The sequence below is a fragment of the Desulfobacter sp. UBA2225 genome (genome assembly GCF_002348205.1).
In the GTDB taxonomy this organism is placed as follows: Bacteria; Desulfobacterota; Desulfobacteria; order Desulfobacterales; family Desulfobacteraceae; genus Desulfobacter; species Desulfobacter postgatei.
Genome location: NZ_DDYV01000173.1, coordinates 1 through 12,933, shown reverse-complemented (window position 1 = coordinate 12,933; position 12,933 = coordinate 1). Strand labels below are relative to the sequence as shown.

The following is a 12,933-nucleotide window of genomic DNA, read 5'->3' as shown; positions in this document are numbered from 1 at the left end:
TATTTTCCCAACGGCCAGATGAGCGATGAAAGACTTTCCTATAAATTAGGGTTTTATGACTGGTTCCTTGATTATGCCCAGAAATTAAGAGATGAAGGAAACTCACTCATCGTTACCGGTGACTTTAATACGGCCCACAATGAAATCGATTTGAAAAATCCGGCACCTAACGCTAAACGATCCGGTTTCTTGCGGATCGAGCGGGATATACTCGATAAAATGGTGAATATGGGATATGTAGACACTTTTCGCCATTTCTACCCTGAAGCGGTAGAATATTCGTGGTGGTCCTACCGTTTTAATGCAAGAAAAAATAATGCGGGGTGGCGCATTGACTACTTTTTTGTCACCCGAGATCTCATTGAAAACAATATTGTAAAAGACGCATTTATTGACAATGATATCTTTGGTTCTGATCACTGTCCGGTCGGATTAGTAGTTCAAGTGTAATCGCTTTAAAGCTTTTCCCTTTACGTTAAAGGGCCCTGTCCGACACAGACGAAGTCTTTGTTTCGGACAGGGTTCTTTTTTACGCAAACACTACACTATTTTTTCTACAGGTCTTCTTTCAGGGACATACTCAGGTACCATCTCAAGATTCTTCACCTTTTCCGATACATAAAGTCCGCAATAACAGGTCCCAAATTCTTCCATATCCGGCTTACGGTATTCGCAGGGACAGATAATGTCTTTGTCGTGTTCCCTGTCTCCGGAGGCCAGGCGGCAGGGGCAGGCCATATAGCCGTACCTTTGTTTGTTGAGCTGCAGGCTTTCCAGCAACTCAAATACCAGATCCTTATCCTTGTTAAAATAAGCCCCTTTTTTCTCCTGAGAGGTCTTCAGTGTATCATAGAGCTGTTCTAAGTTCATTTGGTTATTCCCAATGCTTTTTTAATATCATTTTCCTTGTTTCCGACAATCACGGTCTCTTTATTGATTTTAATGGTGGGAAAAGAGCACCTTGGGTTCAATATTTTAATTTCATTTATAACCGCATTACGCGCATCTCCTTGAAAATCGTCGACCTGTATGTAATCATATTCAATATTGTATTTGTCAAGCAGTTTCCTGGTGGCCCTGCAGTGGCTGCAGGTGCTTAATCCGTATATTTTGGGGATACACTCGCACATTTAAAATTTTCTCCTTTAATATATCGATGTGTCAATCATCAACTGTTTTAAGCATATATTATGCCTTCATAAAATTTAATGTCAACTGTTTCGCATGGTTTTCTGGTTGGTTGAGAAAAAATAGAGCGATGCGGGAGATCCAAGTCTTCTATTTGGGTATTCTTGTTCGAAATCTGGTCGATTTTCGGGATATCCGGGATATAAAAAAAAGTAATTTTTTTCTTGCTTTTTATTTTTTTGTGTTGTTATATTTGTGGTAATTATCTTCGGTAAGTATCAAAGAATAAAAATTACGAAAAATTATTTTATAACCAGTTGTATTATGTATCGTCAATGATACGTATTGTTGAGACATATGTGTGTTTAAAGGTTTCCTGGTAAGGTGAGACTGGTAACTTAATTCTTCCGGACAAATATAATTATCTTTAATATTTGTACTAATCGCAAATAATTAAATGTTGGTATTGTTTTTGCAAAAATTCTGCATTAGATTAAATCATCGGGTTTGGGTATTTTTGATCAACCCCGGTTAACTTAAGGAGGGGGAAAAGGATGACTAAAGTAATTGCATATCAGAAAGTTGAAAGCCGTTCAGAAAAAAAACGGGCTCCTTTTTATGGTGCGATTAAGTCTGAAAATGAATTTTATTTTCAAATAGCCTCCTTGTTCCGGGAAGCGACCAAAGGCCGCAGGCAATTATCAGGGCAAATGCTTGAGCAGATGCTCAAGGCAAAAGCAGCACACTGCTCTGTGGAAACGTCTGTTTACAACCCATATTGATATTAATGCCAGGGTCAAAAACTGGCGCTCACAGACAGTGTTTCATAAACTTTTAAAACAAAAGGAGTGTTATCAATGGCTGAAAAAATGGGAATTTATAAATGTATAAAATGCGGAAATATTATTCAGGTTCTTCATGGCGAACAACCTCCGGCAACCTGTTGCGGAAAACCCATGGATCGCCTGGTGGCAAATACGGTTGATGCCGCTAAAGAAAAGCATGTTCCCGTAATAGAAAAAATTGAAGGTGGATACAAAGTGGCTGTGGGCAGCGTTGCCCATCCCATGACAAAAGAACACTGGATCGAATGGATTGAACTTGTATCTTGTGACGGTGCGTATGTTCAACGTCTGATGCTGACCCCTGATTCGGCACCAGAAGCGGTTTTTAAATGTGATGCGGATAAGGTTGAGGCCATGGCTTACTGCAATCTTCACGGGTTGTGGAAAGCTTAAAATTAGTTGTTTAGACTCAGAAATTGTTGTTATTAGAAACCGGAAATTCTTTCTAAGTACATAATATGCCGGTTTTTCCAAGTATAAAAAGTCCGCGGTATTTGTTTTGAAGTCCGCGGGCTTTTTCTTTTAGTCCCTTCGCTTGCTCCATCACGTTATCCGGCTTCATCTCCTCATTAATTGTCAGCTTTTTTTGCATGTCGGAAAAATTTATTCATGGGTCTCCTTTTCTTCTGCGGTGTTCACAGCCGTTGTCATGGTTTTCATGCTCTATTACACCATTGCGGATAGCGTGCAGCAAAAAAAAATTTTTAACCTCGGGAATTGGTTTTCTTATTGTCACGGCAGTAACCGGAATAGCCTATGTCTGTTTTCAGATGCAGGAGGGATATAATCCCCCTAAAGACCAAGTGGTTGCTCCATATTCATGTGTTTGCATCCCTTTACGGATCGAATTTGTGCGGTAAGACGCTCACATGACAAAACAAATGGCAAATCTGCAATTCATATGGTGAGTGCCTGGACATCAGATACGAATATGGTGCTGGGGCAGTTAAAAACGGATGAAAAATCAAATGAAATCACAGCAATTCCGGAATTGCTCGATTTGCTTGATATTTCAGGGAGGATGAGTGTCGAAAGCNNGAAAACAGTATGAAAAAGAGCATAAATGTCAAACGCCTGCAAGCAGGATGGGATAATTCTTACCTCATGAAAGTGCTTGGAGTCAATACAATTTAAATGCGTTTGCCCTGGTATTTTTCAGGGATGATTTGCGATACTATCCATTTTAGGTTATGCTTTTATTACCTTAACCCTGTTTTTTTCAGGAAATGGAAACATTAATTATGACCAGTAACCGGGAAAAAATTAAGCAGCTCCTGTCTCATTTTTTAGGGACATCCAGGGTGCTTGTAATCATCAATGCAGACCCTGATGCCATTGCATCTGCCATGGCTGTGAAGCGCATTTTGTGGCGACGGGTCAGTGAAGTCGTGATTGCCTATTTTAATCGGATCACCCGGCCGGACAACCTTGCCATGATTGAGTATACCGAAGCCGGAATGGTCCCATTGGCTGATGTGGACAAGTCCTTGTTTGACAAATTTGTGGTGGTGGATTCCCAGCCCGACCATAATGAAAATTTTTCCTCTATTAAATATGACGCAATCATTGATCACCATCCCTTGTCATTTTGCAGTAGTGGTCCTTTTGTGGATATCCGGCCGGATTACGGAGCATGTTCAACCATGTTCACCGAATATCTGCGCAGCCTGAAGGTAAAGCCGTCGGCTAAATTGGCATCCGCTCTGATGCTTGGGATAAAAACAGATACAGCCAATTTTACCCGCCAGGCCTCTTCCATGGATATCCGGGCTTTTCAGTTTCTGTACAAATATGCAAACATGAATATTGTCACTAAGGTGGAACGGGCATATATGACTGAATCTGACTTGGATTTTCTGGGCAACGCCATAAGACAAAGGATAATCCGGGACAACCGGGCCTTTTATCATGCCGGAACCATTCACAAACCCGATGAACTGGTGGTGGTTGCCGATTTTTTTCTATCCATTGCCGGGGTCAATTGGAGCGTGGTATCCGGAGTGGTGGATAAAAAACTGATAGTCATTCTGCGCAACGACGGCCTGCGCAAAGGCGCCGGAAAGACTGCCCAGGAAGCATTCGGTAAATTCGGGTCTGCCGGGGGGCATAAAACCATGGCCAGGGCTGAGCTGGATATTTCTTTGATCCGTAAGGAGATCAAGCGGGTAAACCAAAAGGCGTTGAGCCGGTGGGTGCTTGAACGGATCACCCAAACCGCCGGGAAAAAGATTGAATAGCCGGTACCGGTTTTAGGGGGAAGTGAAAACGCCGGTTGGCAATCAAGTGCAACCGGCGTTCAATGTTTTACGAGATTCCCGGACCTGCCTGCAATTTGGGGTAGGGCCGGGACAGGGCGTTACTCTTCTTTTTCAAATTCGTCTTTGGATGCGCCGCAGACAGGGCAGACCCAGTCTTCGGGAAGATCTTTAAAAGCGGTGCCGGGATCAATACCGCCATCTGAATCGCCTTCTGCCGGGTCATACACGTAACCACAGGGACCGCATACATATTTGTCCATATTTTTCTCCTTATTTCTTTTTTGTTGCTTTATAAATACAGGCTCAATCCAATATTAAACCTGCGGGTAGATTTGATTATAGCTAATACGCTTCGTCCATGTCCAGGTCTTCGTCAGTAACAGGGTCCTTGAACAAATGGTAGGACCACGACTGGTATGCAATGACAATGGGAATGAAGATTGAAACCACGACCAGCATTATTTTAAGGGTCAGAGGGCTTGACGATGCGTTAAATGCAGTCAGGTTCCAGGCCGGGTTCATGCTTGAGGGAAACAAAGCCGGAAAAAGGCCGAAGATTCCGAAAAAAGTACATCCCATAATCGTCAGGGCCGATGCAAACCAGGCTTTGAACCATGCCTTTTTTGCGTTGAAATAACGTGCAAGAAACAGAGCCGCCACAGCCAGGACAATCACTAAGAACAGGGCTGGGGATTTGATGTAGTTGTCATAAAGGCTTGTTGCAAAAAATGAGGCAATCAGAAACGCCACGGCCACAGGCACAAGCACCATCGATGTTTTGGCGGCAATTTGGACAAATGGAACAAAAAGAAAATGGAACATGGTTGCTGCTGCAAATTGCAGTCTGGACAGAAAAACCGGATCCATAAATTCCTCCAGGTTAAAAGTTGATTAAAAAAGTTGTTATAACGATTTTTACAATTAAAATTTTGTTTTCCATGCTTTGCGATTAATTGGCTTGCTCCTTTAGGTTTAAAGTTGTCTGGATTAACTTTAGCAAGGCTTTACGCAAGTAACATGCCGGTTTCCAACTTGGATTGTAATGATGCCGAAGATCTTTTTGAATTTTGTTGTCAGCATACCGGAATGTTACCGGATTTTCAAGTCGAGGCGGGGATTTTGAAAATCATTTTTTTGACATCTGGTTTATGTCGAATGTGTGTATTTCAGTTGAGACAAAATTGTTTTAATGGCTCGACACAATCGTATCATGTAATAAATTCTTCATATAATCTCAGGGCCAGGATTACTGTGCCAACTTGATCTAAACTTTTTGGGATCACCAATGTCAGCAATTTGTTGGTCAGGAATTTAGTGTGTTCCGCGCCGGATGCCATCATAAAACTTATGACTGACGAGTAAAAATATGTCGTCTTTTTTATCCTATGATTTTGTGCTATTTTGACGTTTCTGTAATGGTTAATCTGGGCTGAATGCCTCGATTCCCCAATGTCGGTATATTTTTTGCGATTAAAATGCCCGGCATGTAAACAACTATAACAACATTGGAGCAGGTAGCTTTAAGGTTGGTTAAGAAGGACTGAAAATGAGAAAAGAAAATATATTGGTAGGGATACTGGTGGTCCTGGTGGTACTGGCGCTGGGTGGAATATATCTATACAACCGGCCTGCAGCGGATTTAGGTACCCAGCAGGCACCCCGGGTCAACATTGAACCGCCTGCTGCTGGAAATTCAACCCCGCAAAATTCATCAATGTCACCGCCCCAAAATATATCCTGGAATGATTATACGCCGGGCATGACCCTGGCCAGAAAAGAGGGTAAAAGCATTTTTCTTTATTTCCATGCGGCCTGGTGCGGATACTGTTCTAAATTAAAAAAGGAAACCTTTACGGATGACCGGATTAAAGCCTATCTGAACGATCATTTTATCAGCATTGGCGTAGATACGGATAAACGTGAAAAATTGGCACGCCAATGGGAGGTCCGGGGGCTTCCAACCCTTTGGTTCCTGGAAGCGGACGGGACAAAAATTAATAATCTGCCTGGATTTGTCAATGCGGATCAGCTGCTCTCGATATTGAAATATATCCACACCCAAAGTTACAAAACCATGAATTTCCAGGAATATGTCCAACAAGAAAGCTCTTGATCCATTCTTCTGATAAATTCCTGCTTGAATATCTGATGCGATCTATGATAGCGCAAAGGTCTTGTTGATTGGTTTTTATTTTAGGAGAATTGAAGATGATACGGGTCGGCATTATTGGCGGGTCAGGAGTGGATGATCCTGATATTTTAGAAAATTGTAAAAAAATTGAGGCAGACACCCCCTATGGTCCGCCTTCATCTGATATCATGACCGGTCTGATCAACGACACCCAGGTATTGATTCTGGCAAGACACGGTCGCAAGCATCAGTACAGCCCCACCCAGGTGAATAACCGGGCAAATATATATGCGCTCAAACAGGCCGGTGCCACCCATATCCTTTCCACAACCGCCTGCGGCAGCCTGAGGCAGGAAATCGACCGGGGCCATTTTGTGATTCTGGATCAGTTTATTGATTTTACCCGGTTTCGTAAAAATACCTTTACCGACTCTTTTGAGCAAGGCGTGGTTCACACGGCCATGGCCCATCCCTTTGATGAGTCCCTGCGCAATGTGCTGTACAGATCTGCCACGGAGCTGGGACTGAAGGTCCACGGCAAAGGATGCGTGGTAACCATCGAAGGCCCTCGATTTTCAACCGTGGCCGAATCCAACATGTTCAGGCTGTGGGGCGCGGATGTCATCAATATGTCTACGGCACCCGAGGCCATGCTGGCCAATGAGGCGGGCATCCCTTATGCGGCCGTGGCCATGGCCACGGATTATGACTGCTGGAAACAGGATGAAGCCCCGGTCACCTGGGATGAGATTTTATCTGTGTTCAACAAAAATGCAGATAATGTCAAGCAATTGTTCATCAAGACTGTTTCAGAAATAACAACCATGGGCTGATCCGGTCTGTCCACCCGGGCGCAACCTGGAACAAAAAATGAAAGTAAGGTATCAACTATATATGCGTAGAGGAGAAACAATAAAAAATGGATTTAAAGCAGAATATTAGAAGTATTCCCAACTGGCCCATCAAAGGGGTGATTTTCAGAGATTTGACCACATTGATGCAGGACCCTAACGCATTTAGATATTCCTGTGATATTCTCTACGACCGCTATAAGGACAAGAATCTTGACAAGATGGTCGGCATTGATGCCAGAGGCTTTGTGTTCGGTGCAGTGCTTGCCTATCGCCTTGGTATCGGTTTTGTCCCGGTGCGCAAGAAAGGAAAGCTGCCCCACAAAACCATTGAGCAGAGCTACAGCCTTGAATATGGGGAAGGCATCCTTGAGATGCACGAGGATGCGGTTACCCCCGGCGAAAAAGTGGTCATTGTGGACGATCTCATTGCAACCGGCGGCACTGCGGGGGCCACGGTTAAATTGGTTAAACAGCTTGGGGCTGATCTGCTAGAATGCGCCTTTGTTGTAGAACTGCCTGATCTTAAAGGTCGGGAGCAGATCCTCGGCTGTCCTGTGTTCAGTATCACTGAGTTTGAAGGCGAATAATTAAATGTGAGGGATCAGGAGGAGTAGATTCATGAAAATTAACCTTATCCATTTAGGCTTGCAGGTGACCGCCTTCCTGCTTCTTTTGTTTTTTTTCATTCCGGCAGGATGCGGGTTTCGTACGACAGGACATCTGGCGCACAGTCCGGCACTCATGGAACAGTACCGGGAAAAGCTGCTCTCTGAACAGTTATCGTATTTTTACTGTGGCAGGGAAAATCTGCCCTATGCTGTGGTGGGCATTGACCCTGCCTATACGTTTGAAACAAAATTCTGGGTTCCCATTGAAGCCGGACCGGATCTTTATCGCAAGATCGACCATTTAAGTAATCTGGAAACCGGCCGGAACAGAATGTACGCCAGAAGCATTATTGGTCCGGCTGGAAACACCATCGGTGTTTGGTTCTCATTTTATTATTCCACAGGTATGATTGTTGATGATTCAACTCGCAAGATTCAGCTGTTCAACCCTTACAGGCCTGAATCGGGATTCCATTTTTTTTGATTTCTATGATCAATCTGATTAAAAGCAATCGTATGGAAAATCTGGCCCAGGCCCTTTGCACCGTAATCGGCAAGGTCCCTGACAATCCCATATCCTCCGAATTCATCGGTATTCAGTCCCGGGGCATGAAACAATGGCTCTCCCAGGTGATTGCCCGTCATTTCGGGGTGTGCGCCAATGTTCGTTTTATGTTTCCCCGGCAGATGCTTGAATATATCCGGGAGCAGAGCTGCGACAATCAGGGGACAGGCGTTTCAGAATCGGGTTTGCTGAACCGGGACATGATGGCCTGGGCTGTTCTGGATGCACTCATGGCCAAGGGGTCGGAGTCGGCCCGGGCAGATATTGATTTTATCGGTCCTGGAACATACCTAAAACATGATGACGCAGGTACCAAAGCCATGGCGTTAAGCCACAGAATAGCAAGCGTTCTGGATGATTACCAGGTATACCGTCCGGACATGCTCGCGGCCTGGGGCAGGGGGGAGAACCAAGCGTTTGCAGATCCCCATGCCTTGTGGCAGGCTGTTTTGTGGCAGGAGTTGATCAAAAAAGGCGTGTCCCTGCCCGACCAAATGCAGGCCTGTGTTGCCGCCCTTGAAACCGGTGCCGTCAATACAACGGCTTTCCCCCAGCGTATATCCCTGTTCGGGATCTCTGCCATGCCCCCATTTTTTCTGAATCTTTTTAATCTGTTGGGCCGGAAGATGGATGTGTTTCTGTTTTTGCTCACGCCAACCCATCAGTTCTTTTTTGATCTGCCTTCGCCGCGACAGCAGGAAAAGGCAGCATTGAAAAATAAGGCCGTTTCAGAGCTGCCGGAAGAGGGAAATCCCCTGCTTGGTGCCCTCGGTCAAAGCAGCAGGGAAACCCAGGGTCTTCTTGAAAATTTTGATTATGATGAGCCCATGGGCGATCTGTTTGAGGACCCGGCTGCCATGCCGGGTGACACGCATCCGGATGGCCATGGCGTTGCCGATATGCTCAGGGTGATCCAGTCCGATATCCTGAACCTTGTCTGGCGGAGCAAGGGCAGGGCAGAGGACCCTATTGCCGTTGCAGCCGGCGATGATTCCCTGGCCGTTCATGCCTGTCATTCCCCCATGCGCGAAGCCCAGGTGCTCAAAGATCTTATCCTGGATGCCTTGGTCCGTGATCCCGGTCTTTGCCCCCATGACGTGGTGGTGATGATGCCGGATATCGAAGCCTATGCCCCGTTTCTGGAGGCTGTGTTCTCCCAGTCACCGGGGCTGCCCTTTACTGTGTCGGACCGCCGCCGACGTTCTGAATCCTTAACCCTTTCCGCCTTTTTAAATACCCTTGACATGAAAGAGGCGCGTCTTGAAAAATCAAAAATCATGGGACTTTTATCCTGCCCGGTCATTGCCGATAAGTTCGGCCTGACCATGGGAGATCAGGACCTTGTTTCTTCCTTATTTGACGCTGCCGGGATCTTGTGGGGCAGGGACGGTGCCCATCGCGAAAAGATTCTGGGCCGGCCCTATGAACAAAACTCCTGGACATTTGGCCTGAACCGCCTCATGGCAGGGTTTGCCCTGCCCGAGGCAAGTACCGTGTTTGTAAATGATGTGCTTCCCTGCGACGGATTTGAAGGGCTTGAAGGGGAGATTTTAGGAAAAGCCGCCCATTTTATTTATTCTCTGTTCAAGGCACTGGACCTGATGGATTCCCCCGGCACGATCCGGGAGTGGACCACCCGGTTTCGGACCATTATTTCGGACATATTGGCAAAGGATCTTGGCAATGATGGGGACATGGCTGTGCTGCTCAATGCCCTGGATGATATGGAAAAGCAGGCCGGTCAGGCCGGGTTTGAAAGACCGATCTCTTTTTGCGCTGTTCGCCTGGCCCTGACTGCCAAACTTGATGTGCATATTTCCCAGGGCAGTTTTCTTTCCGGGGGCATTACATTTTGTAATCTGATGCCCATGCGCAGCATCCCGTTCAAGCTTGTCTGCCTTATGGGAATGGATGCCCAAAGTTTTCCCAGGACGGGCACTTCCCCCGGATTTGACCTGATCCGCCAAAACCCCCGGCTTGGGGACAAGCAGGAGCGCCAGGAGGATTGTGAGCTTTTTCTGGAGGCGTTGCTGTGCGCACGTCTTCGGCTTATTGTTACCTATACCGGCATGCGCATCAGTGACAACTCTCCGGTTCCCGTCGCCTCCCCTGTGGCGGAACTGGTTGATACCGTTAAAAACAGCTTTGTCTTTCCCCAGGGGTTCCAATGGCAGTTTGCCCACCCTTTGCATCCGTTCAGTCCGGATTATTTTTCAGATACCCGTGCGCCTGGATATTTCTCCTATTCAAATGCCCAGTGCCGGATCAGCAGAAGCCAGAGCACCAGGAACAAAGGACAAGGAGAGAATGCCGGCGCACCCGGTTTTTGCTTTCGGGATCCGGATGCTGACAACGCTGTGAAACAGCAGGCATCGGAACAGATGCCGATGATTGCACTTTCCGATCTCATTGCGTTTTTCAGGCATCCTGTCCGGTACTATGTCATGGATACCCTGGGAGTGATCTATCCGGAGCCCGGGCAGGTGTCGGATGAACGCGAACCTTTCAGGCTGTCCGGGCTCTCCCTTTACGATCTGGGTTCCCTGGCGGTTGAAAATCGTGAAGACATTGATCTCTATTCCTTGGTAAAGGCCCAGGGTCGACTGCCCTTTGGAAAAAAAGGAGAGCAGGAATGGGCCAGGATTAATGATCTGTCAGAACCTGTAAAGTATCTGGCCCAAAATGAACTCCCTGACACAAATCCACATATACTGGATTTGTGTTTACAAACAGAGACCTGCTGCATCACAGGCCGGGTGACCGATGTGTATGATCGGTGCAGGGCCGTGGCAGGTTTTGGCAGACTGAACCCCTCCCGGCTGCTGACCCAGTGGATAATGCACCTGGCGTATTCGTGTGTTGAAGAACACCCCGGAGCCACCGTGATGGTGGGGCAAGACCCAAAGGGAAAAAAGCCTGCGGTAAGATTTCAATTTTCTGCCGTTAAAGAAAAGCCCCAAGCCCGGGCGTTGCTCCTGGATCTGGCCGGATATTTCCTGGACGGAAAGGCAAGCGTTTTTCCCTTTTTTGCCGATCTTTGTTTTCATCTGGTTTGGGATTTATCCTCACGGAACTATGATCTTTCAGCATCATCCCTGTCAACGGCGTTAAGCAAATGTGCCGGTTTGTGGCGCAACACGTTTAATTCAACCGGGGAGAGCTTTAACCGATACACTGCCCTTGTTTTCGGCCAGGACAATCCCTTTTCAGATCCGTTGACCCTTGAGCATTCCGGGGTGCTGGATGCAGGCCTTGCCGTGTATAGGCCCATGCTGGCGTGTTTAATATTATGAACAGACCTGCATTGCCTCTGCCTCTTGACCCCTTTGCCATTGATCTTGAAAAGATCAGCCTGATCGAAGCCAGTGCAGGAACCGGAAAGACATATACCATCACCACCCTGTTTGTCCGGCTGGTGGCCATGGGATATAAGGTGGAATCCATTCTCGTGGTGACATTTACCGAAGCCGCTGCCGCAGAGTTGAAATTAAGAATCCGGAAACGTCTGGTTCACTGTCTGATGGTCTTGTCCGGCCAGGAAAGTGATGAATACGCGCCGGACGATCTCACTGTTTTTTTGCAAAGACAAAATGATGCGGATAAAATCCGTCGCCGACTTCGTCTCGCAGTGACCTGTTTTGACCAGGCCGCAATTATGACCATCCACTCTTTTTGTTTTTCCGTACTCAGGGAAAATGCCTTTGAAAGCAATGCCCATTTTGACATGGAACTTATGGCGGACAACCGGGGCTTTGTTGATCAGGTGGTTCGGGACTTTTTTTCAGGCCGCATCAACCATCTGGATCCATTGTTTTTATCTTTTCTGGACCAGAACAATATTACCCCGGACACCTTTGCCAAAGGCCTTCTTCGTGCCGCGTCCCAGCCGGACGTCAGAGTGGTGCCGGAACAGCCGGCGTTTCAAGACATTTGGGATGATTACAGAAAGACCGTTAATTCAGCCGCGCAAAGTTTGAGCCAAGAACCGGAAGGCATCCGGAACCTGATCCAGAACCATGCAGGGATAGATAAACGAAGTTACAATAAAAAGAATCTTTCCAACTGGCTGGATGCCTGTCAAGCGAAATTTGAAAGAAGCCCCGGCACCGATCTGCTGTTTGACATGAATGAACAGGGAGATGCCCTGTATAAATTTACCCGGACCCGCCTGACAGAAAAAACAAAGGCCGGCCACACCCCTCCGGTCCATCTCTTTTTTGACCTTTGTGAACGCCTGCTTGACCTCTCCCGGTCCATGGCGGCAAATCTTATTGCATTACGATATCTGTTTCTTGATGATTATGCAAACGCCCTGGCTGCCATGAAGCAGGCGCAGGGTGCATGTTTTTTTGATGATCTGATCAATGATCTTTCAGCTGCCCTGGACGGGCCGGGCGGCCAAGTGTTGAAAGCGGCTGTCAGAAAAAGGTTCCATGCCTGCCTCATTGATGAGTTCCAGGACACGGACCCGGGACAGTACAAAATTTTTTCCATCCTGTTCACGGATCCGGGTACTCCCTTTTTCATGATCGGCGATCCCAAGC

At 46.6% G+C, this 12,933-nt stretch carries 14 protein-coding genes and 1 pseudogene; 11 read left to right on the top strand and 4 right to left on the bottom strand.

The genetic code is table 11. From position 1 onward, the window contains the following. Window positions 1-450 (top strand): exodeoxyribonuclease III (locus B3D59_RS08855; protein WP_286819101.1); only part of this gene is annotated, 450 nt, incomplete at its 5' end. Between the two features lie 90 nt (window positions 451-540). Here the strand turns inward: B3D59_RS08855 and B3D59_RS08850 are convergent. Further along, on the bottom strand, window positions 541-870 hold the full coding sequence (locus B3D59_RS08850) for a ferredoxin-thioredoxin reductase catalytic domain-containing protein (protein WP_277004023.1): 330 nt from the start codon (window positions 868-870) through the stop codon (window positions 541-543). Continuing rightward, the gene (locus B3D59_RS08845) at window positions 867-1,130 is read right to left on the bottom strand and encodes a glutaredoxin family protein (RefSeq protein WP_277004021.1); all 264 of its coding nucleotides are present in this window, start codon (window positions 1,128-1,130) and stop codon (window positions 867-869) included. The genes B3D59_RS08850 and B3D59_RS08845 overlap by 4 nt, the downstream gene beginning before the upstream one ends. 552 nt (window positions 1,131-1,682) lie before the next feature. Between B3D59_RS08845 and B3D59_RS08840 the strand changes: the two genes are divergently transcribed. The 4 genes and pseudogenes from B3D59_RS08840 (at window position 1,683) to B3D59_RS08825 (ending at window position 4,210) form a co-directional block, all read left to right on the top strand. Then, window positions 1,683-1,910: a hypothetical protein gene (locus B3D59_RS08840; RefSeq protein WP_277000332.1), complete on the top strand. Its 228-nt coding sequence runs from the start codon at window positions 1,683-1,685 to the stop codon at window positions 1,908-1,910. Between the two features lie 75 nt (window positions 1,911-1,985). Further along, window positions 1,986-2,366 carry a desulfoferrodoxin gene (locus tag B3D59_RS08835; RefSeq protein ID WP_286819092.1) on the top strand — a complete coding sequence of 127 codons (381 nt, stop codon included), beginning with the start codon at window positions 1,986-1,988 and terminating at the stop codon, window positions 2,364-2,366. Window positions 2,367-2,832: 466 nt separating this feature from the next. Beyond that, a pseudogene (locus tag B3D59_RS08830) lies at window positions 2,833-2,991 on the top strand (ISAs1 family transposase); the annotation flags it as partial. 223 nt (window positions 2,992-3,214) lie between these two features. Beyond that, window positions 3,215-4,210, top strand: a complete 996-nt coding sequence (locus B3D59_RS08825) for a DHH family phosphoesterase (RefSeq protein ID WP_286819090.1) — start codon at window positions 3,215-3,217, stop codon at window positions 4,208-4,210. Between the two features lie 119 nt (window positions 4,211-4,329). Here B3D59_RS08825 and rd read toward each other — a convergent pair whose 3' ends face one another. Then, on the bottom strand, window positions 4,330-4,491 hold the full coding sequence (rd, locus tag B3D59_RS08820) for a rubredoxin (protein WP_277000321.1): 162 nt from the start codon (window positions 4,489-4,491) through the stop codon (window positions 4,330-4,332). A gap of 82 nt (window positions 4,492-4,573) precedes the next feature. After that, entirely contained in the window at window positions 4,574-5,098 is a 525-nt protein-coding gene (locus tag B3D59_RS08815) for a cytochrome d ubiquinol oxidase subunit II (protein ID WP_286819085.1), read from the bottom strand. A 679-nt stretch (window positions 5,099-5,777) separates the two neighbouring features. Here B3D59_RS08815 and B3D59_RS08810 point away from each other — a divergent pair. The 6 genes from B3D59_RS08810 to B3D59_RS08785 all read left to right on the top strand — a co-directional run. Next, window positions 5,778-6,344, top strand: a complete 567-nt coding sequence (locus B3D59_RS08810) for a thioredoxin family protein (RefSeq protein WP_286819079.1) — start codon at window positions 5,778-5,780, stop codon at window positions 6,342-6,344. Window positions 6,345-6,439: 95 nt separating this feature from the next. Continuing rightward, on the top strand, window positions 6,440-7,195 hold the full coding sequence (mtnP, locus tag B3D59_RS08805; RefSeq protein WP_286819077.1) for an S-methyl-5'-thioadenosine phosphorylase: 756 nt from the start codon (window positions 6,440-6,442) through the stop codon (window positions 7,193-7,195). A gap of 86 nt (window positions 7,196-7,281) precedes the next feature. After that, window positions 7,282-7,803, top strand: coding sequence for an adenine phosphoribosyltransferase (locus B3D59_RS08800; RefSeq protein ID WP_277000308.1), 522 nt, complete (start codon window positions 7,282-7,284; stop codon window positions 7,801-7,803). A 31-nt stretch (window positions 7,804-7,834) separates the two neighbouring features. Then, window positions 7,835-8,308, top strand: coding sequence for a hypothetical protein (locus tag B3D59_RS08795; RefSeq protein WP_286819073.1), 474 nt, complete (start codon window positions 7,835-7,837; stop codon window positions 8,306-8,308). Between the two features lie 5 nt (window positions 8,309-8,313). Continuing rightward, on the top strand, window positions 8,314-11,682 hold the full coding sequence (gene recC / locus B3D59_RS08790) for an exodeoxyribonuclease V subunit gamma (RefSeq protein ID WP_286819070.1): 3,369 nt from the start codon (window positions 8,314-8,316) through the stop codon (window positions 11,680-11,682). Then, the coding region (locus B3D59_RS08785) for a UvrD-helicase domain-containing protein (RefSeq protein ID WP_286819069.1) at window positions 11,679-12,933 on the top strand (1,255 nt) is incomplete at its 3' end. The genes recC and B3D59_RS08785, both read left to right, overlap by 4 nt.

Excerpts from the sequence above, each read along its gene's own strand:
- recC (WP_286819070.1), top strand. The coding sequence starts at position 8,314 with ATGATCAATCTGATTAAAAGCAATCGTATGGAAAATCTGGCCCAGGCC.
- B3D59_RS08840 (WP_277000332.1), top strand. The coding sequence starts at position 1,683 with ATGACTAAAGTAATTGCATATCAGAAAGTTGAAAGCCGTTCAGAAAAA.
- B3D59_RS08795 (WP_286819073.1), top strand. The coding sequence starts at position 7,835 with ATGAAAATTAACCTTATCCATTTAGGCTTGCAGGTGACCGCCTTCCTG.
- B3D59_RS08810 (WP_286819079.1), top strand. The coding sequence starts at position 5,778 with ATGAGAAAAGAAAATATATTGGTAGGGATACTGGTGGTCCTGGTGGTA.
- rd (WP_277000321.1), bottom strand. The coding sequence starts at position 4,491 with ATGGACAAATATGTATGCGGTCCCTGTGGTTACGTGTATGACCCGGCA.
- B3D59_RS08835 (WP_286819092.1), top strand. The coding sequence starts at position 1,986 with ATGGCTGAAAAAATGGGAATTTATAAATGTATAAAATGCGGAAATATT.
- B3D59_RS08815 (WP_286819085.1), bottom strand. The coding sequence starts at position 5,098 with ATGGATCCGGTTTTTCTGTCCAGACTGCAATTTGCAGCAGCAACCATG.
- B3D59_RS08850 (WP_277004023.1), bottom strand. The coding sequence starts at position 870 with ATGAACTTAGAACAGCTCTATGATACACTGAAGACCTCTCAGGAGAAA.
- B3D59_RS08800 (WP_277000308.1), top strand. The coding sequence starts at position 7,282 with ATGGATTTAAAGCAGAATATTAGAAGTATTCCCAACTGGCCCATCAAA.
- B3D59_RS08825 (WP_286819090.1), top strand. The coding sequence starts at position 3,215 with ATGACCAGTAACCGGGAAAAAATTAAGCAGCTCCTGTCTCATTTTTTA.
- B3D59_RS08845 (WP_277004021.1), bottom strand. The coding sequence starts at position 1,130 with ATGTGCGAGTGTATCCCCAAAATATACGGATTAAGCACCTGCAGCCAC.
- mtnP (WP_286819077.1), top strand. The coding sequence starts at position 6,440 with ATGATACGGGTCGGCATTATTGGCGGGTCAGGAGTGGATGATCCTGAT.